General features: G+C 62.7%; 18 protein-coding genes and 1 tRNA gene. 10 read left to right on the top strand and 9 right to left on the bottom strand.

What is annotated here, in order from left to right; genetic code table 11:
- On the top strand, positions 1-807 hold the full coding sequence (locus tag Q0P59_RS12720) for a hypothetical protein (RefSeq protein WP_295006833.1): 807 nt from the start codon (positions 1-3) through the stop codon (positions 805-807).
- Complete coding sequence (locus tag Q0P59_RS12715; protein WP_295006832.1) at positions 804-1,052, top strand: hypothetical protein; 249 nt, start codon at positions 804-806, stop codon at positions 1,050-1,052. The genes Q0P59_RS12720 and Q0P59_RS12715 overlap by 4 nt, the downstream gene beginning before the upstream one ends.
- 124 nt (positions 1,053-1,176) lie before the next feature.
- Here the strand turns inward: Q0P59_RS12715 and Q0P59_RS12710 are convergent, their stop codons facing one another.
- The 7 genes from Q0P59_RS12710 to Q0P59_RS12685 all read right to left on the bottom strand — a co-directional run bounded on the left by Q0P59_RS12710 (position 1,177) and on the right by Q0P59_RS12685 (position 5,342).
- On the bottom strand, positions 1,177-1,455 hold the full coding sequence (locus tag Q0P59_RS12710; protein ID WP_295006831.1) for a hypothetical protein: 279 nt from the start codon (positions 1,453-1,455) through the stop codon (positions 1,177-1,179).
- Positions 1,456-1,922: 467 nt separating this feature from the next.
- Positions 1,923-2,228, bottom strand: coding sequence for a hypothetical protein (locus Q0P59_RS12705; protein ID WP_295006830.1), 306 nt, complete (start codon positions 2,226-2,228; stop codon positions 1,923-1,925).
- 85 nt (positions 2,229-2,313) lie between these two features.
- Positions 2,314-2,961 carry a hypothetical protein gene (locus Q0P59_RS12700; protein ID WP_295006829.1) on the bottom strand — a complete coding sequence of 216 codons (648 nt, stop codon included), beginning with the start codon at positions 2,959-2,961 and terminating at the stop codon, positions 2,314-2,316.
- A gap of 97 nt (positions 2,962-3,058) precedes the next feature.
- Complete coding sequence (locus Q0P59_RS12695; protein ID WP_295003891.1) at positions 3,059-3,628, bottom strand: hypothetical protein; 570 nt, start codon at positions 3,626-3,628, stop codon at positions 3,059-3,061.
- 362 nt (positions 3,629-3,990) lie between these two features.
- A complete protein-coding gene (locus Q0P59_RS12690) occupies positions 3,991-4,527 on the bottom strand; it encodes a DUF3592 domain-containing protein (RefSeq protein ID WP_295006828.1) in 537 nt (178 codons plus the stop codon).
- A gap of 79 nt (positions 4,528-4,606) precedes the next feature.
- Positions 4,607-4,921, bottom strand: coding sequence for an HNH endonuclease (locus Q0P59_RS19680; protein WP_366090745.1), 315 nt, complete (start codon positions 4,919-4,921; stop codon positions 4,607-4,609).
- Positions 4,922-5,048: 127 nt separating this feature from the next.
- On the bottom strand, positions 5,049-5,342 hold the full coding sequence (locus Q0P59_RS12685) for a hypothetical protein (protein WP_295006827.1): 294 nt from the start codon (positions 5,340-5,342) through the stop codon (positions 5,049-5,051).
- Positions 5,343-5,497: 155 nt separating this feature from the next.
- On the opposite strand from Q0P59_RS12685, the gene Q0P59_RS12680 reads away from it, so the two are divergent.
- The 4 genes from Q0P59_RS12680 to serS all read left to right on the top strand — a co-directional run bounded on the left by Q0P59_RS12680 (position 5,498) and on the right by serS (position 9,792).
- The gene (locus tag Q0P59_RS12680; protein WP_295006826.1) at positions 5,498-6,466 is read left to right on the top strand and encodes an integron integrase; all 969 of its coding nucleotides are present in this window, start codon (positions 5,498-5,500) and stop codon (positions 6,464-6,466) included.
- Positions 6,467-6,551: 85 nt separating this feature from the next.
- Positions 6,552-7,880: a replication-associated recombination protein A gene (locus Q0P59_RS12675; protein ID WP_295006882.1), complete on the top strand. Its 1,329-nt coding sequence runs from the start codon at positions 6,552-6,554 to the stop codon at positions 7,878-7,880.
- Positions 7,880-8,455 (top strand): DUF4126 domain-containing protein, encoded by a 576-nt coding sequence (locus Q0P59_RS12670; protein WP_295006825.1) that lies wholly within the window; start codon positions 7,880-7,882, stop codon positions 8,453-8,455. Before Q0P59_RS12675 ends, Q0P59_RS12670 begins: the two co-directional genes overlap by 1 nt.
- Positions 8,456-8,505: 50 nt before the next feature.
- Complete coding sequence (gene serS / locus Q0P59_RS12665) at positions 8,506-9,792, top strand: serine--tRNA ligase (protein ID WP_295006824.1); 1,287 nt, start codon at positions 8,506-8,508, stop codon at positions 9,790-9,792.
- 81 nt (positions 9,793-9,873) lie between these two features.
- On the opposite strand, the gene mltF is transcribed toward serS, so the two are convergent.
- On the bottom strand, positions 9,874-11,391 hold the full coding sequence (mltF, locus tag Q0P59_RS12660) for a membrane-bound lytic murein transglycosylase MltF (RefSeq protein WP_295006823.1): 1,518 nt from the start codon (positions 11,389-11,391) through the stop codon (positions 9,874-9,876).
- A gap of 26 nt (positions 11,392-11,417) precedes the next feature.
- On the opposite strand from mltF, the gene Q0P59_RS12655 reads away from it, so the two are divergent.
- From Q0P59_RS12655 to Q0P59_RS12640, 4 genes are all read left to right on the top strand, one after another.
- Positions 11,418-11,505: transfer RNA gene (locus Q0P59_RS12655), tRNA-Ser, on the top strand.
- A gap of 243 nt (positions 11,506-11,748) precedes the next feature.
- Positions 11,749-12,726, top strand: coding sequence for an ABC transporter permease (locus Q0P59_RS12650; protein ID WP_295006822.1), 978 nt, complete (start codon positions 11,749-11,751; stop codon positions 12,724-12,726).
- Positions 12,726-14,120 carry an ABC transporter permease gene (locus tag Q0P59_RS12645; protein WP_295006881.1) on the top strand — a complete coding sequence of 465 codons (1,395 nt, stop codon included), beginning with the start codon at positions 12,726-12,728 and terminating at the stop codon, positions 14,118-14,120. Before Q0P59_RS12650 ends, Q0P59_RS12645 begins: the two co-directional genes overlap by 1 nt.
- Positions 14,121-14,347: 227 nt before the next feature.
- Positions 14,348-16,330, top strand: a complete 1,983-nt coding sequence (locus Q0P59_RS12640) for an ABC transporter ATP-binding protein (RefSeq protein ID WP_295006880.1) — start codon at positions 14,348-14,350, stop codon at positions 16,328-16,330.
- Between the two features lies 1 nt (position 16,331).
- Here Q0P59_RS12640 and Q0P59_RS12635 read toward each other — a convergent pair whose 3' ends face one another.
- Positions 16,332-17,864 carry a transglycosylase SLT domain-containing protein gene (locus tag Q0P59_RS12635; RefSeq protein ID WP_295006821.1) on the bottom strand — a complete coding sequence of 511 codons (1,533 nt, stop codon included), beginning with the start codon at positions 17,862-17,864 and terminating at the stop codon, positions 16,332-16,334.
- Between the last annotated feature and the right edge of the window lie 181 nt (positions 17,865-18,045).

Here is an 18,045-nt window from a genome sequence, read left to right as displayed (position 1 = left end):
ATGAAAACGATGCTGAAAGGCTGTCTCGCCGGTCTGCTGGCCCTTTGGTTCGGCATCGTGGCGGCGCAGCAGATGGAAATCGTCCAGCTCCGCAGCAAGACCGCCGAAGAAGTCATCCCGGCCCTGTTGCCCCTGCTGGAGCAGGGCGGCACCCTGACCGGCATGAACGACCAGCTCTTCCTGAAAGCATCGCCACGCAACCGCGACGAGATCAAGCGCGCGCTCGCCGCCATGGACCGCCCGAGTCGCCGCCTCATCATCCGCATCGCGCAGAACCGCCAAGCCGAAGACAGCGCCCGTGGCGGCGAGGTCAGTGGCCAGGTCACCCTGGGCGGCACCCGGCGCAGCAATGTTGGTGCCACGGTATGGGACACCAAGAGCGTGCGCGGCGAAAACGCGGCGCAAATGGTCCAGACCGTCGAAGGTGGCCGCGCCTACATCCAGGTCGGACGTTCGCTCGCCGTGCCGATGCGCCAGGTCGTCGTCGGGCCGGGCGGCGCGCTCATCAACGAAGGCGCCGTCTATCGCGACATCGGCAGCGGTTTCTACGCCACGCCGCGCATCAACGGCCAGCGCGTCACCCTGGAAATCACCCAGCAGGCCGAAAGCTTCGATCCCGCCTATGGCCGGGGAGGCGTCAGTTCGCAGCGCCTCGCCACCACCGTTTCCGGTACCCTCGGCGAGTGGATCGAACTCGGCGGCAGCGGCCGGCAAGCCGCCGGCCAGCAAGGCGGCGCCTTCAGCGTGGGCACCAGCGATGCCCGTGACAATCGCTCCATCTGGTTAAAAGTCGAGGAAGCAGAATGACCGAAGAAATTATCCGCAAACCACGCCACATCGGGCACAAGATCGCCCTGGTCGGCGCCGCATTCTGCGCGCTGATGATGATCCCCGCCATCATTGCCTTCGGCTGGTTCTTCTTCACCCGCGGCATGGCCGATACCTGGACGCCCAGCATGGCAGCGGCCGTCTTCTTCTTCGGCTGCTGCGCCGGGGTGCTCCACGCCACCAGCGTACCGCAGCCCCTGCTGCCGCCTGAGGGCGAGGGCTGATATCGCGGGCCTGATGCGCCTGCGCTTGCAACGGGCAAAACACCCGCTCAAGCCGAAGAAGCGCACGCTCAGGCAGTGCTGTTTTTCCGGGGCGACTCATTGGCGCTCCGGGTTGAATAACATCTCAGGCCGTATTTCGTATTGCCCAGTAGCCTAGTGCTACGAGCCCGACCGCCAGTTGCGCCGCGATGCTGTAGCGTCCAATGCGCAGCATCCCCGGCCTGCCTTTGGTAGAGCGGAGCGCCAGCAGGCCGACAGCCAGCCATAGTGCAAACACGCAACTCCATGCGACCCAAGCGAGGCCAACGCCGACGCAACCAAAGCCTTCACAGCGAATTCTCCAGGTTGCAATTCCAAGACCAGCGACTACAACGACACCAATGGCGTGGAGGATGGGCATCATGTGCGTTGCCACACCTGAATAAGGCCAAGCAGGTGGGTGAAACCGATGACAAGGCAAATGGCTGAAGTGACAAACCAGAACGTTGTACTGTTCCCCGGGAAAGCGGGCTTGAGCAATGGGAAGGCAAGCGCTCGGAGCAGATAGATAGCGGTGATGCCGGCCAGTGCTAACCGTAAATACGGTAACGGAGGAAGAAGGCCGGCACCAGATAGCGCATAAATGGCCCAACCCGAAAGGACCGTGCCAATGACAAAAGCAACCAGCGGGGGGGTACCAATGACCTGCTGCTGACATGCGAACGATAGGCTCGCCAGCACCAAGAAATCTAAAGCCGTTAGCCCCCCATGGGATGCACGCGAAATGAAGGAGCGCCGCAATAAGACTGAGTGCAGCTCCCAAAAGAAGCGGAAGGTTGTAGTTGTGCATGGAGAGGGGTGACGGTCGGCTGGAGTGGATTGTTGGGCGAATTACTTACGACCATAACGTTCCCTGACCGCAGAAAGCGTAAGCACTTGGAGCTTTTTGCAGGCACTGTCGAGGGCCTCAATTTTTTCCGTTGGGTAATTCTTTGTTGCTTCCAAGGTGTCTCGTGCAGCCTGCCTTAAACCGGCAAGCAGCTGAGATTTGCTGATTTTTCCGCGCACAGGAGTAGCAAAGTGACTTGGATGCAGTGGGGACTCTTCGGGGATGCCCCAAACAGCGCTCGCAAAAAAGCTGACGTAAGCGGCAAGCTCTTGGAACTCCATCTCTTTTTGCTCAGGAAATTTAGCCACGGTTCCTAATACGCCCAACGTTTGAACTCACCGGACTGGCGCGGCTTGCCGCGACAGGTCCGATGAACTGACGGGTTGGGCCTCGCTACCAAAACTGCCACCAAGAGGCCCGGGAGCGCTTAAAGCGAAGCAATGGAATTGACTCGGGTTCAAGAAGGGAAGAGTCAATGAACCCCTCGAGCTGGTAGCCAAAGCGATTCTTCAATGTTTCCTCGCCGAGATCCAAAGGATGGAACGGAAACGGGTAAGCGTCCTTCTCTTCATCGTTATCAACAGCCGGGTACTCACCGGACCAGTAAGGCTCTTCGAAAAATAGGCGCTGTCCGATGTCTTCCATGATGCCGCCATCCGGAGACAGGCTCAGGGAGCGCACCAATTTTCCGTTCGTCCATATTGCATACGCAAACCAATCAACCACGCTGTGCATTGCGTGAAGCGTGACAACTCCGCTGCCACCGGCAGCTATGAAATGCTGCGGCAGCTTAGACGGGTAATCGATACCAAATTCTTTGGCCGCAACAACTGAGACACCCGGAAAGCAACCGATGTGAAGTTCATTATCGGGTGGAGATGTATAGGACAGATCGCCATCCCCAATCGGTTCGAGTTTCTCGCCGGGGAATAGGGTGCTTGCGAGCTTTAGGGTTGCCTCCCGATCGAGCGGAGGCTTCGCAGCGAGCACCCCACGTGCATCTGAATTTGCAAGTACGAGCATCCATGTTTTTGCGCCCATAGATCACTTTCTGTGAGTTAAAGAGGCCCAACGTCTGACATAACCGGCGCTGCGCGGCTTCATCGCGCAGCGTCCGGGTTGATGGATGGGTTGGGCGTCATTTTGCGACTGGCTGCATACCTGCGGTCAATGCGGCCTGGATATCTTGCGGCAGGCTCGCTACGCCCTTGATGACACCAGGCCCGCCGTTCCGCCAATTTACAGAGAAGCTGCGTTGCGCCGACAACGCCGGCAGTCTGTACTCTGTCAACTCCAGCACAACTTCGGTTCCTCCTTCAACAAGCGCCGCAGATGACCCGATTTTGACTATGGGCCCCAGTTCACGGACCATGACCACGACAGCACGGTCATAGCGCGACTGCGCTTGCTCCAATGCTGCGGCCACTTCGGCGGCAGATGGCTGTGCAATCCGTTGAACGGTGGCTGAGGAAAAGCAACCTGACTTGGCAAAGAACTGTGTGATGCCGTCTGCTGCGGCCGCCTCCCGTTCGGAAATGTCCTTCTGGTTCGGGCGCCACTGCGGTACCCAAAGCACGAGTGCGTTTGCGGTGCTCTGACACACCGAAGGCTGAGGCGACGGTGCTAGCTGCACTGTGGTTGTAGAGACGCAGGCGCCAAGCGCAACCACGGCTACCAGCGCTGCGAGCGAGATACGATGCTGATTCATGACGCCCAATGTACTAGCTCAGCCGACGGCAAAAAGCGGAGCTTTTTGACGGTTGGTTGGAGCGGGGTGTTAGGAAATGACTGTTAGTTTTGATAGGCATATGTCGATAGTGATACCAACAATGAGCGCAATGGTGAAAGCAATGGCAAAGCTTTCATAAGACCTGATAGCCCTATATGTGGCAGTCCCGCCGACAATGATTAGACCCGTTACCCAAGAGGGGCGGGAAATAACTAAATTTGATTTGCAGGCATGGCAATCAACGCGACCCGCCGAGCCTCTAAACATTGCCTTGAGCGGCAGAAGTAAAGCGGAGCAACAAGGACAGCGTAATAGCATGTTGTGATTCCTAACGTTAGAAATCACCGGACCTGCGCGGCTTTTCGCGCAGGTCCGGTGGATTGCGATGTTAGACAAAGTTTTATGTAGTAGTAAGCAATGGGCGACGAGGCGCCAAAGATTATGAGAGCGACGATAAAAACGGACCAGGTACCGGACTCGGTACTGGACACGCTGATAGCAGCATTTTCCGGAGAGGTAGGGTCAAAATAAACCTGAATGTTTTTGCCTTCGGGGTAAGCGTTGGCAATTCTCTCTGCATCGATTTTTGACCTACATAGGTTGTCACCAAAATTTATGCGACGACCTACATACTCTTGCTGCTCAACCGTGTATCGATAAAGAATCTCCGGCATGTAAGACGCCAAATTTTTGCACTTACGTTGTATCTGCGAAGAAATAACCAAGCCTTCGGTGGAAGGCCATGCAGGAGACGCTGATGCCTTGGCAAAATCTTTAACTGACGAAATAAGGGCACACAGCGAAAAGATGACAATAAAAGTTAAAAACGCGGCAATAAAAATGTTTAGCGCACGGCCGTGGATTGTAGGTGTGGGCATTGGTGTCTAACGTTTGAATTCAGCGAACGGCAAAAGTGCGGTTTTTGACGGTCCGCTGGAATGATTTGTTATGCGCAATTTATAGGCCACAGGCGATTGCCTGTTTGATTATTGGGGCCACGGACTCTTTTGATATTCCGCGATCTTGGCAGTAGTTCGACTGCAACCATACCGAAAGTTGTTTTTGTCCTTTGCTGGAGTTGCACCCACGACAACAAAGCGCGATGTTCTCTCTTGTGATGATTCTTTCATCATTGATGATGTGTTCCCAGCTTGCTGCCGATTTTGGGGAAACTTTGGAAGAAGTAAATGGCGTGCCGCAATAGACGCACTCTTTGTCTCTGGCTCGGACTTCCGTTTCTAGCCAAGCAGGGATATTCCAGTTATTCGCCACGGTAAAGAGCTTTACGCATAACGTGCAGCTTGAGCCGACGCCGGAGCGCGCAGCGCGGAGGGAACCCAAAAGCGCAGCTTTTGGGCGGTCGGCTCGAAGCGTTTGTTAGGCAATGCTGGGTTACGCATTAATGCTGCCCCTTTTCGCTTGAGTGAGCGGAATACTGCTTGAGTGCGGCCAGTACGCCAGCAAAGCCCAACACCAGGAAAAGAACAAAATCTCCCGATGGACCAAATTGATTGAAGAAGATGTTGTGGAGCCATGCCCAGCGACCTGTAGCAGGTGCGGCTGAAGGATAAAAATATGAAGTGGCTGAACCAACGAAAAAGATGCCAGCAAGACCCAACCACAGATTTCCTTTTTCCTTGGGCGACAAGAGAGGAGGCTTGAAGTCTTCAGTTTGACCGGGCCAGATTTTCATATGTGCCTAACTATTAGTAGACGTCAAAAACAACGTATACCCCTGGGAACTGACGTATACGCTTGCGAACGTAGCTTCCTAAAATGCTTCTTGCATCTTTGTTTGCGATCAATTGCTGTTGTTATGTACAGTGATATTTGCAGGGGTTTTACGTCATGGATGCTGCTGCACCGACTTTGCTTGGCCGGGTTCGGGAAGTCATCCGCTACAAGCGCTACAGCATAAGGACGGAGCGTGCATATGTCGAGTGGGTACGCCGGTTTGTTGCTTTCCATGGGCGTCGCCATCCGCGCGATATGGGGGCAGGGGAGGTTCGTGCTTTTCTGACGCATCTGGCGGTGGAGGCGGATGTGGCGGCATCAACCCATCAGCAGGCCTTATCGGCGTTACTTTTTCTTTATCGCGAGGTGCTTGAGCTGGATTTGCCGTGGCTGGTCGATCTGGCACGCCCCAAAAAGCCCAAGCGCGTCCCGGTTGTTTTGTCGCGCAGCGAAGTAGGGCGCCTCTTTGAAATGCTCGCCGGGTCTCACGCCCTGATGGCCAGGCTGCTGTACGGCACCGGCATGCGCTTGATGGAGTGCATACGCCTGCGCGTCAAGGATGTCGATTTCGAGCGCGGCGAAATAACGGTTCGGGATGGCAAGGGCGGCAAGGACAGGCACACGATGCTGCCGGAGTCGTTGGCCGAGCAGCTGCGGCAGCACCTGCTGCGCGTGCGGGTTTTATGGGCTAACGACCGGGCGGCCGGGGCGCCCGGCGTCTATTTGCCGACGGCGTTGGTGCGCAAATATCCGGGGGCGCCGGCATCGTGGGGATGGTTCTGGGTGTTTCCGGCATCGGCATTGTCGGTTGATCCGCGTAGCGGCGTCACGCGCCGCCACCATGCGCAGGAGCAGGCCTTGCAGCGGGCGATCAAACGGGCGCTGGGCGAGGCGGGGATTGCCAAACCGGCATCGACGCATACCTTGCGCCATTCGTTTGCCACCCACCTGCTGGAATCCGGCTACGACATTCGCACGGTGCAGGAGTTGCTCGGTCATGCCGATGTATCGACAACCATGATCTACACCCATGTGCTCAACCGGGGAGGGCGGGGCGTGCTCTCTCCGCTCGATCGAATGTGATTTGGGCTTGCCGGGGGGCGGCGGTACACTGCGGGGATTGTGTTAAAGGCGGTCTGGCCGCCGGACGAGGGTTTCGTTGACCGATCTGTTTTCTCAAGATGCGCCGGCCATTCCGGCTGACCGCAGCCAGCCTGCCTTTGCGCCGCTGGCCGAGCAGTTGCGCCCGCGGGTGCCGGATGAGGTGATCGGCCAGCAGCACCTGCTTGGTCCGGGCAAGCCGCTGCGCCTGGCGTTCGCATCCGGACAGCCGCATTCGATGATCCTCTGGGGGCCGCCCGGGGTGGGCAAGACGACGCTGGCGCGGATGATGGCGACGCAGTTCAGTTGCGAGTTCATCGCGTTGTCGGCGGTGTTTTCGGGCATCAAGGAAGTGCGCGAGGCCGTGGCGCAGGCCGAGCTGTGGCGGGGCCAGGGCCGGCGGACCATCCTCTTCGTCGACGAAATCCACCGCTTCAACAAGGCGCAGCAGGACGGCTTCCTGCCTTTCGTCGAGAGCGGCCTGTTTACCTTCATCGGCGCGACGACGGAGAATCCTTCGTTCGAAGTCAATTCGGCCTTGTTGTCGCGGGCGTCGGTCTATGTGCTGAAATCGCTGGATGAAGCGGAAATGGGCCAGTTGTTCGACCGCGCCCGGGACAAGGCGCTGGCCGACCTGGCGTTCGACGACGATGCCCGTACCCGGCTGATCGGCCTGGCCGACGGCGATGCCCGGCGTTTGCTCAACCTGTTGGAGCAGGTGCGTACGGCAGCGCATGCGGCCAGGCAGGCAGCCGTCGACGGTGCCTTCATCGAGGCGACGATGGCGCAGAACCTGCGCCGCTTCGACAAGGGCGGCGATGCGTTCTACGACCAGATTTCGGCCCTGCACAAGTCGGTGCGCGGCTCGAACCCGGATGGCGCCTTGTACTGGTTCTGCCGCATGCTCGACGGCGGCGCCGACCCGCGCTACCTCGCCCGGCGCCTCGTGCGCATGGCCTGGGAGGATATCGGGCTGGCCGACCCGCGGGCCATGCAGATCGCCAACGACGCGGCCAATACCTATGAGCGGCTCGGTTCGCCGGAGGGCGAACTGGCGCTCGGGCAAGCGGTGATCTACCTCGCCGTCGCCGCCAAGTCGAACGCCGGCTACATGGCCTACAACGCGGCGCGGGCCTTCGTGAAGCAGGACGGTTCGCGGCCGGTGCCGGTGCATCTGCGCAATGCGCCCACCAAGCTGATGAAGGAGCTGGGCTACGGCAAGGAATACCGCTACGCCCACGATGAGCCGGAAGCCTACGCCGCCGGCGAAAGCTACCTGCCGGACGGCATGCCCGAGCCGCACTGGTACGCGCCGACGCCGCGCGGCCTGGAGGGCAAGATCGGCGAGAAGCTGGCCCATTTGCGCGACCTGGACCGCAAGGCGGGCAAGAAATAATGGACCTCGTCCAGACCATCGCCCTCTCCGCCGGGCTGGCCTGGGCGAGCGGCTTGCGCCTCTACCTGGTGCTTTTCCTGGCGGGCGTGCTGGCGCACCTCGGCTACATGCACCTGCCGGAGTCGCTGCTCGTGCTGACGCATCCGCTGGTCATGGCGGCCTCGGGCGGCATGGCGCTGGCCGAGCTGGTGGCCGACAAGGTGCCGGCCTTCGATTCGCTGTGGGACAGCTTCCAGACCTTCGTTCGCATCCCGGCGGGCGCCTTGCTGGCCGCCTTTGCCATGGGCGACGTCGACCCGGCCTGGGCCGTGGCCGCCGGCCTGCTCGGCGGCACCATCACCGCCGGCACGCACTTCGCCAAGGCGGGCAGCCGCTTGGCGATCAATGCCTCGCCGGAGCCGTTTTCCAACTGGCTGGCCTCGTTCGGCGAGGAAGGCATGGTGCTCGGCGGGCTGTGGGCGATGCTCGCTTCGCCGCTGGTCTTCCTGGGCATGCTGGCGGTCTTTCTCGTCATTGCCGCCTGCATTCTGGTCAAGGTCTGGGGCTTCGTGGCGCGGCTGTTCCGTCGCGTATAATCCCGTTTTTGGCCGTTTCTTGCGGCTGACCGGAATCATCAGGAAAAACCATGCTCGACATCCAACAACTCCGTACCAACCTCGATGCCGTCGCCGCCGGCCTGGCCAAGCGCGGCAAGCCGATCGACTTCAGCGAATTCTCGGCACTGGAAGCCGAGCGCAAGACGCTGCAGACCCGCACGCAGGATCTGCAGGCGCAGCGCAACAGCCTGTCCAAGCAGATCGGCATGCTCAAGGGCAAGGGGCAGGATGCGTCCGAGGTCATGGCGCAGGTCGGCGCGCTGGGCGACGAACTGAAGGCTTCCGAAGCCCGCCTCGGCGAATTGCTGGAAAAGTTCAACGCCATCCTCGCCACGCTGCCGAACATTCCGGACGAATCCGTTCCGGTTGGCGACGACGAGGCCGGCAACGTCGAGATGAAACGCTGGGGCACGCCGAAGGCCTTCGCCTTCCCGATCAAGGATCACACTGATATCGGCGAGGGGCTGAACCAGCTCGATTTCGGCACGGCTGCCAAGATTTCCGGCGCCCGCTTCTCGCTGCTCAAGGGCGGTATGGCCCGCCTGCACCGCGCGCTCGCCCAGTTCATGCTCGATACGCACACCACCCGGCATGGCTACACCGAGGTCTATGCCCCGTATCTGGTCAATGCCGCCAGCCTGTTCGGCACCGGCCAGCTGCCCAAGTTCGAGGAAGACCTGTTCAAGGTGCTGCGCGGCGAGCAGGATCCGCTGTACCTGATCCCGACCGCCGAAGTGCCGGTCACCAACATCGTGCGCGACGAGATCCTCGCCGCCGAGGCGCTGCCGCTCAAGCTGGTCTGCCACACGCCGTGCTTCCGCTCCGAGGCCGGTTCCGGCGGCCGCGACGTGCGCGGCATGATCCGCCAGCACCAGTTCGACAAGGTCGAGTTGGTGCAGATCGTCCACCCCGACCAGTCGGCCGCCGCCCACGAGGAGCTGACCGGCCACGCCGAAGCCATCCTCGAGGCGCTGGAACTGCCCTATCGCCGCATGGCGCTGTGCTCGGGCGACATGGGCTTCTCGGCCGCCAAGACCTACGACCTCGAGGTCTGGCTGCCGGCGCAGGATACCTATCGCGAGATTTCGTCGTGCTCCAATTTCGGTGCCTTCCAGGCCCGTCGCATGCAGGCCCGTTTCCGCAACGACAAGAACAAGCCGGAGTTGTGCCACACCTTGAACGGTTCCGGCCTGGCCGTCGGCCGCACGCTGGTGGCCATCCTGGAAAACAACCAGCAGGCCGATGGCAGCGTGGTGGTTCCGGCGGCGCTGCGGTCCTACATGGGTGGCCTGGAACTGCTGGAGCCGCTGCGCTGATCCGCCGCGTGCGCCGAAGGGTTTAGCCGGATACCCGGCACTATCCCCGCCAGCGGCCAAGCCGGGCGGGGATTTTTTATGTCAGTTGCTCGCGCTGGCCTCGATGGTCGGCAGCCTGGGCGGGCGGTTGTCGGTGTCGTCGTCGGGCTCGCCGATGGCCTTGGCGGCAGCCATCCGTCGGGCGTAGGACTTGCGGCGTTCTTCGACTTCCTGGACCAGGCGCTTCAGGCTTTCCGCCGTCTTCGGCGTCGGCCCGAAGGGCGGGGCGTTGCGCAGCAGGATGTCGTAGTAGCTGCGGATGTTCTCGACCAGGATGACCGCTTCGCCGCCGCGTGCCTTGCCGATCTTGAGCTGTTGCGCGATTTTGGGTTGCGATAGCTTGGGCAGGACGCGCTTCATCTCGTACCAGGCGTTGGGGTCCGCCTTGAGCTGCCGGGCGAGGCTGCGCGCGGCGCCGAAGTGCCCGGGGCCGATGTTGTAGGCGGCCAGCGCCAGCCAGGTGCGGTCCGGCTCCTCGGAATCGTCGGGCAACTGGTCCTTGAGCAGGTTGATGTAGCGCGCACCGGCCAGGATGCTTTCGCTCGGGTCGAGGCGATTGCCGACCTGCAGGCGGTCGGCGGTTTCCTCGGTGAGCATCATGATGCCGCGCACGTTGGTGTAGCTGGTGGCGTTCGGGTCCCACTGCGATTCGTGGTAGGCCACGGCGGCAGTCAGCCGCCAGTCGATCCCGGTCAGTACCTGGGCGGCCTGGAAGTATTTGCGGAACTTGGGCAGGGTCGTTTCGACGGCGCCGAGGAACTTGACGATGTCGGCCTGTTCCAGGCGTCGTACGTGGCCCAGGTAGCGATCCTCCAGGCGGGCCAGCGTGCCGTCGTGCTGCACCCGCTCGACAAAGGTTTCGAGGCGGGCCTTGAGCTCGGCGTTGGGGTGCCGGCCCAGGGTCCAGACGACCGGCTGATTGTCGCTCAGCGCCAACGACGAGCGCAGGTTGGGCACGTGCTGGTTGGCGAGGTCCTCGAGGCTCTCGTCAAGGGCGACATACTCGATGCGTCGGTTGCCGAGTTGCTCGAGCAGGCTCAGGACGTCGGCGCCGTTGAATTCCACCACCTTGATGTCCGGTATCTTGCTGGCCAGCTTGCGCAGCGTCTCGGCCTGGCGCGAGCCGGCCATGACGTGAACGCTCGCCCCGCTCAGCTGTTCCGGCCCGGTCAGGGGCAGGGTGGCTTCGTGCTGGATCAGGATGTCGCGCGTCTGGAAAATGGGCGGGGTGTTCTCGATGCCGGGGTCGGCGCCGGGGGAGAGCCAGCCGGCCGCCAGGTGATAGCGGGTGCCGGCGATCTGCGCTTCCAGCGTATCCGCTTCGGCGACCAGGTATTTGACGCCGACGCCGAGTTCCTGCGCGAAAGTCTGGATCAGGTCGTATTCGAGGCCGCCCGGATTTCCGTTTTCATCGGTCGTGTAGGTCAGCTGTCCGGGGTGGATGAGGACGACGAGATCGTGCTGCGCCGGCGTCGGGAAGGGCAGGCGTCCGAAGTTCTCGCCGCAGCCGGCGATAAAAAAAACTGCAATCAACAGGAATAGACGTTCTATCCAGCGCATCTCTTGTGCTATTATCTCGCTCCCGCGGAGAGGTGGCAGAGTGGTCGAATGTACCTGATTCGAAATCAGGCGTACTGCAAGGTACCGTGGGTTCGAATCCCACCCTCTCCGCCAGGACCTGAACAAGCCATGTTTGCCAGTCGTCGTACGGCTGATGAACGTGGCTTTTTCTTTGTTCCCGGGCCGCTTTCGGGTGAGGCCGCCGTGCGGTGGCGCGGAGTATAACCGAGGCCGACAGGGTGCTTGTCGCGACTCTGTAAAGCTTTGTGAAGCGCGCGGACACAATTTGCCCGCCGAGGGCGGCATGGCCGCTTACTAGCTCCCCCAGAGCCGCCGGGTCTTGGCATAATCGCGGCAATGCTCGCCTACATCGTTCGCCGCCTTCTCTACGCGCTGCCCATCCTGATCGGGGTGAATCTCATCACCTTTGCGCTGTTCTTCGTGGTCAATACGCCCGACGACATGGCGCGCATGCAGCTCGGGGTCAAGCGCGTGACGCCGGAGGCGATCGAGAAGTGGAAGGCGGAGCGCGGTTACGACAAGCCGCTGCTGTTCAATGGCGACGCCGCGGGGCTGGCGGCGGTGACCGATACGGTCTTTTTCCGGAAATCGGCGCGCATGTTCGTCGGCGATTTCGGGCGCGCCGAAGACGGCCGCGACATCGCCCGCGAGATCGCCAACCGCATGGGGCCGTCGCTGGCCATCGCGCTGCCGACCTTCGTTCTCGGCCTGTTCGTGACGGTCAGCTTCGCGCTGACGCTGGCTTTCTTCCGCGCCACCGCCTTCGATTTCTGGGGCGTCGTGCTGTGCGTGGCGATGATGTCCATTTCCGGGCTGTTCTACATCATCGGCGGCCAGTACCTGATCAGCAAGGTGTGGCGGCTGGTGCCGATTTCCGGCTTCGGCGGCGGGCTGGAGGCGTGGCGCTTCCTGGTCCTGCCGGTGCTGATCGGGGTGGTTTCGGGGATCGGGTCGTCGACGCGCTGGTACCGGACGATCTTTCTCGAGGAGGTCGGCAAGGATTACGTGCGGACCGCCCGTGCCAAGGGCCTGCCGGAAACGCTGGTCTTCTTCCGCCATATCCTGCGCAATGCGCTGATTCCCATCCTGACCGGCGTGGTCGTGGTCATTCCGCTGCTCTTCATGGGCTCGCTGCTGACCGAGTCCTTCTTCGGCATTCCCGGCCTGGGCAGCTACACCATCGACGCCATCAACGCCCAGGATTTCGCCGTGGTGCGCTCGATGGTCTTCATCGGTTCGCTGCTCTACATCGTCGGCCTGATCCTGACCGATATTTCCTACACGCTGGTCGATCCTCGGATTCGCTTCGAATGATGGGCTTCCAGATCGTCGTCCTGTGGTCCGATATCCTGATCTGGCTGCTGCTCGCGGCCGGGATCGGTTTCGCCGTGCTCATCGCGCGGAATCCTCCCTTGCTGGCGGCCTGGCGGCGGGTGGGGGCGAGCCGGGTCGGCATGGCCTCGGCTACCGTGCTCCTCGCCTTCATTCTCGTCGGCCTGCTCGACTCCCTGCATTACCGGCCGGCCCTGGAGGGCAAGCCGGGGCAGGAGACCCGCTATGCGGTCGAGGTCCTGTCGGTGCTCGACGCGCTGGCGACGCCCTTGCGCACGCGCAACGAAAAAACCTATTCCGAACCCTTCGCCACCCGCCTGTATGCCAAGGAAACCGTCGATGTGCCGGGCCAGGGGGCGGTGCGCGAGTATCCGCGCCTCAAGCACGGCGGCAAACATCTGGCGGAGCGCGAGGACGAAGTGGCGGCCGATGCCGGCTTTACGGCCTTCCGGGCCGGCGTGCTGGCCTTTCTGTGCTGGCTGGCGGTGGCCGGCCTGGCGTCGGGCGCGGTTGGGCGCGGCGAGGCGCCGGGCACAGGCTGGCAGCGCATCTGGCGCGGCGAAACGGCCTTCGCGTGGAACGCGGTGCTGGTCGCCCTGGCGCTGATGCTGCTGGTCGCCGTGCCGCTCTTCTGGCTGTCCGGGCAGTACCACGTGTTCGGCACCGACAAGGTCGGCCAGGACGTGCTGTACCAGATCCTCAAAAGCGTGCGCACCGGCCTGATCATCGGCCTGGTCACCACGCTGGTCATGCTGCCGATGGCGGTGCTGCTCGGCATCGTCGCCGGCTATTTCCGCGGCTGGGCCGATGACGCGATCCAGTACCTCTACACCGTGCTCAATTCCATCCCCGGCGTGCTGCTCATCGCCGCCGCCGTGCTGATGATGCAGGTGGTCATCGACACGCATCCGCAATGGTTCTCGACCGCCGCCGAGCGGGCCGACCTGCGCCTGCTGGCGCTCTGCTTCATCCTCGGCATCACTTCGTGGACCGGCCTGTGCCGGCTGCTGCGCGGCGAGACGCTGAAACTGCGCGAGCTCGAATACATCCAGGCGGCGCAGGCCTTCGGCGTGTCGTCGTGGCGCATCATCGTCCGCCACATCCTGCCCAACCTGATGCACATCGTCATCATCGCGCTGGTCATGGATTTTTCCGGACTGGTACTGGCCGAGGCGGTGCTGTCCTACGTCGGCATCGGCGTCGATCCGACCATGACCAGCTTCGGCACCATGATCAACAATGCCCGCATGGAGCTGGGGCGCGAGCCGGTGGTCTGGTGGTCGCTGGCGGCGGCCTTCGCCGCGATGTTCATCCTGGTGCTGGCCGCCAACCTGTTCGCCGACGCCGTGCGCGACGCATTCGACCCGAGGGCGTGATCCTTGAAACCTCAGTTGATCGCTTATCCATCGATGGCTAGCCGCACGAGTTCAGGCCTTTGTGCCTTCGAGACAATTCACCCGTTGGGTGACTGCGCTACACGGCTGCTGGCACGTCTGGACGGGCGTCCGGCTTTGTCGCTCCTTTGCCTGCCGCGTCGTCGCTTCGCGCCGGCCATCCCGCCCAGACGCACCAGCAGCCGCGTCCAACTGAGGTTTCAAGGATGATGCTGAAGGTCGACAATCTCCGTCTCGGCTTCATGGCCGGCAAAAAAACGCTGGCAGCCGTTGACGGCATTTCCTTCAGCATCGCCAAGGGTGAAACCTTCGCGCTGCTCGGCGAATCCGGTTGCGGCAAGTCGGTCACCGCCCAGGGCATCATGCGCCTGTTACCGGCGGCCGGGCGGGTGCTCGGCGGCAGCGTCTCGATGGACGGCGAAAGCCTGCTGACCCTGCCGGAAGCCGACATGCGCGCCTGGCGCGGCGGCCGGATGGCGATGATCTTCCAGGAGCCGGCGACCAGCCTCAACCCGGTGCTCACCGTCGGCCAGCAGATCGGCGAAGTGCTGGAGCGCCACCTCGGCATGACGGGGGCGGCGGCCACCGGGCGCATGCTCGAATTGCTGCGCCAGGTCGGCATTGCCGATCCGGAACGGCGGCTGGACGAATACCCCTTCCAGTTTTCCGGCGGCATGAAGCAGCGGGTGATGATCGCCATCGCGCTCGCCGGCGAACCCGAACTGCTGATTGCCGACGAGCCGACCACCGCGCTCGACGTCACCGTCCAGGCGCAGATTCTCGACCTGCTCGCTCGCCTGCAGGCCGAGCGCGGCATGGCCATCCTGCTCATTACCCACGACCTGGGCGTCGTTGCCCGCATGGCGCATCGCATCGGCGTCATGTATGCCGGCGAGCTGGTCGAGGTGGCCAGCCGCGAGGCCTTCTTCGGCCAGCCGCGCCACCCCTATACCCAGGCGCTGTTCAAGGCGCTGCCGGATATGTCGCGACGCGGCCAGCGCCTGGCCACCATTCCCGGCCAGGTGCCCTCGCTGGCCGCGATGCCGGCCGGCTGCCGCTTCGCCGAGCGTTGCCCCCATGTCATGCCGGTCTGCCGCGAGCAGTCGCCGGCCTGGCGCGAGGTAGAGGCGCATGCGGTCCGTTGTCACTGGCAGGGAGATGCCGCGGATGCGGATGCGGCGGGGGGCGGCCATGACATCACCGATCTTTCGGTCTCCGCGGGCAGGGAGTTTCTGCAGGTTGACGGCCTGAAGGTCCATTTCCCGATCCGCAAGGGCTTGCTGCAGCGGACGGTGGGTCATGTCCGCGCGGTCGACGGCCTGTCGCTGGCCATCTTGCCGGGGCGGACCCTGGCGCTGGTCGGCGAGTCCGGCTGCGGCAAGACGACGGTGGGCAAGGCGCTGCTGCAGCTGATTCCGCCGACCGAGGGTTCGGTTCTCCTCGGCGGGCAGCAACTGGTCGGGCTGCGCGGGGCGCGCCTGCGCGCGGCGCGTCGCCACATGCAGATGATCTTCCAGGACCCCTTTGCCTCGCTCAACCCCCGCCTGCGCGTCGGCGAAATCATTGCCGAAGGGATGGATGCGCTGGGCGTCGTTGGCGAGGCGCGCTCGCGGCGCGCCGCCGTGGCGGCGCTGCTGAGCCAGGTCGGGCTGCCGGAAGAGGCCATCGACCGCTATCCGCACGAGTTCTCCGGCGGTCAGCGCCAGCGCATCGCTGTGGCGCGGGCGCTCGCCGTGCAGCCCGGCCTGCTGATCTGCGACGAGCCGACCTCGGCGCTCGACGTGTCGGTGCAGGCGCAGATTCTCAACCTGCTCAAGAAGCTGCAGTCCGAGTTGGGTGTGGCCTACCTGTTCATCACCCACAACTTCGCGGTGGTGGAGTACCTGGCGCACGACATCGCGGTGATGTACCTCGGCCGGATTGTCGAGCGGGGGCGGGCCGAGGAGGTGTTGCGCGCGCCGCGGCACCCTTATACGCAAGCCCTGCTGTCGGCCGTCCCGTTACCGCGCCTGGAGGGGGCGGCGGCCGTTATCCGGCTGTCCGGGGAGACGCCGTCACCGGCCAATCCGCCGAGCGGCTGTCACTTTCACCCGCGCTGCCCGCACGCCATGGACGTGTGTCGCAGCCGCTATCCGGAAGCGGTCGATGTAACGGCAACGCAGCGCGTGAGTTGCCATTTGCTGAGCACCTGACCTATTTGTGGGGCTTGGCGGCGGGTTTGGCGGCCTTGGTCGGGCTGCCGGCCGGCTTGCTGCCGGGCTTGCCCGGGCCGGCTTTCGGTTGTGCCTTGGCGGCCGGGCTGTTGGCCGATGTCTTGCTGGCACCGGCCCTGGCGCTTGCCTTCTCGCTTTTGGCCGGCGTTCCCTTGCCTGTCCTGTCGCTTTTGGCGGCAAGCGGTTCGTCGCGTGCCGGGCATGCCTTGGCGCCTTTTTTCGCCGGCTTGCCGCAGGCCCGGGCAGTCCGTTCGGGGGCGATGATGTGTTGCGGCGCCGCGGCGTTGAGCAGCGAGGTCAGGCCCGAGGTGTTGCCGGTGCCGGGAACAAGCAAGGTCGATCCAGTGCCCAGGCGCACTTTTTCGGAGAGGCCGTTGACGCGGGCCAGTTCGGCTGCGCTGGTATCGAAGCGGGCGGCAATCTGGTCCAGGCGTTCCGCAGCAGTGACGGTGTAGGCCTGCCATTGCGTCAGCGGCACTTTGTTGGCGTGCAGGTTGCTGCGGAAGGTATCCACCTTGTCGGCGGGAATCACCACCGGCGTGTCCGGCTTGATGATCGGCCGGTTGTGCGACGGATTCAGCCGCTGGAACTCCTCCACCGACATGTTGGCCAGTCGCGCGGCCGTCTTGACGTCGATCGGCTGCGGGCTTTCCAGGGTGGCGAAATACGGCTCGTTCGGAATGAAGGGCAGGCCGAGGCGGGCAATCAGCCCCGGGTTGCCGAAAATATTCTTCAGCGCCTGCAGCTTGGGAACGTAGTGCCGCGTCTCGTTCGGCATGTTCAGGCTGGGGTAGTCGGTGGGCAGGCCGCGCGCTTCGTTCTTGACGATGGCCCGCTTGACGGCGCCTTCGCCCCAGTTGTACGAGGCGAGGGCGAGGTGCCAGTCGCCGTGCATCTCGTAAATGGTCTGCAGGTAGTCGAGCGCGGCATTGGTCGAGGCAACGATGTCGCGGCGCTCGTCACGCCACCAGTTCTGTTCGAGATTGAAGCGCTTGCCGGTGGCCGGGATGAACTGCCACAGGCCCGAGGCATGGGCGCGCGAGTAGGCGTTGGGGTTGAACGAGCTTTCGACCATCGGCAGCAGGGCCAGCTCGGTCGGCATGCCGCGCGCTTCCAGTTCCTCGACGATGTGGTGGAGGTAGGGGCGGCTGCGCTCGACCATGCGGCGCAAGGCATCCGGACGGTTCTGGTACCACTGCTGATAATGAAGGACCAGGTCGTCGTTGAGATCGGTCATCGCAAACCCGTTGCGAATGCGGTCCCAGAGATTGTTCTCGCGCACCGTCAGGTCGATGTTGACCGGGAGTACGGCGGCGCCCTGGATTTCCTGCACCGTCAGCGAGTCGTCTGGTGTTCCGGTGGCTTGCTCGGGCGCGGACGGGATTTTCAGCGACGGGAAGATCGACAGATCGCCGAATTGGGCCAGCGCGGGTGTCGCCAGCAGGCACAGCGCGATAACCATCAGGGTCTTGCGAATCTTGAGCGGAGGCGATGAACTGTTGCTGTGCTGCATGGTGGAAGTGCCTGGCTCGCGCAATTCTGGAGGGCGAGATTATACCGTGTCGCCTCGGGCTGCTTCGGGAGAAACGGCATAAAAAAACAGCAATAAAAAAACCAGCCGAAGCTGGTTTTTTTATTGCTGGCGGAGTGGACGGGACTCGAACCCGCGACCCCCGGCGTGACAGGCCGGTATT

Origin of the sequence: uncultured Dechloromonas sp., assembly GCF_945957265.1 — a bacterium.
Classification (GTDB): domain Bacteria; phylum Pseudomonadota; class Gammaproteobacteria; order Burkholderiales; family Rhodocyclaceae; genus Azonexus.
This window is presented reverse-complemented; position numbering and strand designations above follow the sequence as displayed.

What these genes read in the sequence shown, in the direction of transcription:
- Q0P59_RS12720 (WP_295006833.1), top strand. Translation starts at nt 1, where the DNA reads ATGAAAACGATGCTGAAAGGCTGTCTCGCCGGTCTGCTGGCCCTTTGG.
- Q0P59_RS12715 (WP_295006832.1), top strand. Translation starts at nt 804, where the DNA reads ATGACCGAAGAAATTATCCGCAAACCACGCCACATCGGGCACAAGATC.
- Q0P59_RS12710 (WP_295006831.1), bottom strand. Translation starts at nt 1,455, where the DNA reads ATGATGCCCATCCTCCACGCCATTGGTGTCGTTGTAGTCGCTGGTCTT.
- Q0P59_RS12700 (WP_295006829.1), bottom strand. Translation starts at nt 2,961, where the DNA reads ATGGGCGCAAAAACATGGATGCTCGTACTTGCAAATTCAGATGCACGT.
- Q0P59_RS12695 (WP_295003891.1), bottom strand. Translation starts at nt 3,628, where the DNA reads ATGAATCAGCATCGTATCTCGCTCGCAGCGCTGGTAGCCGTGGTTGCG.
- Q0P59_RS12690 (WP_295006828.1), bottom strand. Translation starts at nt 4,527, where the DNA reads ATGCCCACACCTACAATCCACGGCCGTGCGCTAAACATTTTTATTGCC.
- Q0P59_RS12685 (WP_295006827.1), bottom strand. Translation starts at nt 5,342, where the DNA reads ATGAAAATCTGGCCCGGTCAAACTGAAGACTTCAAGCCTCCTCTCTTG.
- Q0P59_RS12680 (WP_295006826.1), top strand. Translation starts at nt 5,498, where the DNA reads ATGGATGCTGCTGCACCGACTTTGCTTGGCCGGGTTCGGGAAGTCATC.
- Q0P59_RS12670 (WP_295006825.1), top strand. Translation starts at nt 7,880, where the DNA reads ATGGACCTCGTCCAGACCATCGCCCTCTCCGCCGGGCTGGCCTGGGCG.
- serS (WP_295006824.1), top strand. Translation starts at nt 8,506, where the DNA reads ATGCTCGACATCCAACAACTCCGTACCAACCTCGATGCCGTCGCCGCC.
- mltF (WP_295006823.1), bottom strand. Translation starts at nt 11,391, where the DNA reads ATGCGCTGGATAGAACGTCTATTCCTGTTGATTGCAGTTTTTTTTATC.
- Q0P59_RS12650 (WP_295006822.1), top strand. Translation starts at nt 11,749, where the DNA reads ATGCTCGCCTACATCGTTCGCCGCCTTCTCTACGCGCTGCCCATCCTG.
- Q0P59_RS12645 (WP_295006881.1), top strand. Translation starts at nt 12,726, where the DNA reads ATGGGCTTCCAGATCGTCGTCCTGTGGTCCGATATCCTGATCTGGCTG.
- Q0P59_RS12640 (WP_295006880.1), top strand. Translation starts at nt 14,348, where the DNA reads ATGCTGAAGGTCGACAATCTCCGTCTCGGCTTCATGGCCGGCAAAAAA.
- Q0P59_RS12635 (WP_295006821.1), bottom strand. Translation starts at nt 17,864, where the DNA reads ATGCAGCACAGCAACAGTTCATCGCCTCCGCTCAAGATTCGCAAGACC.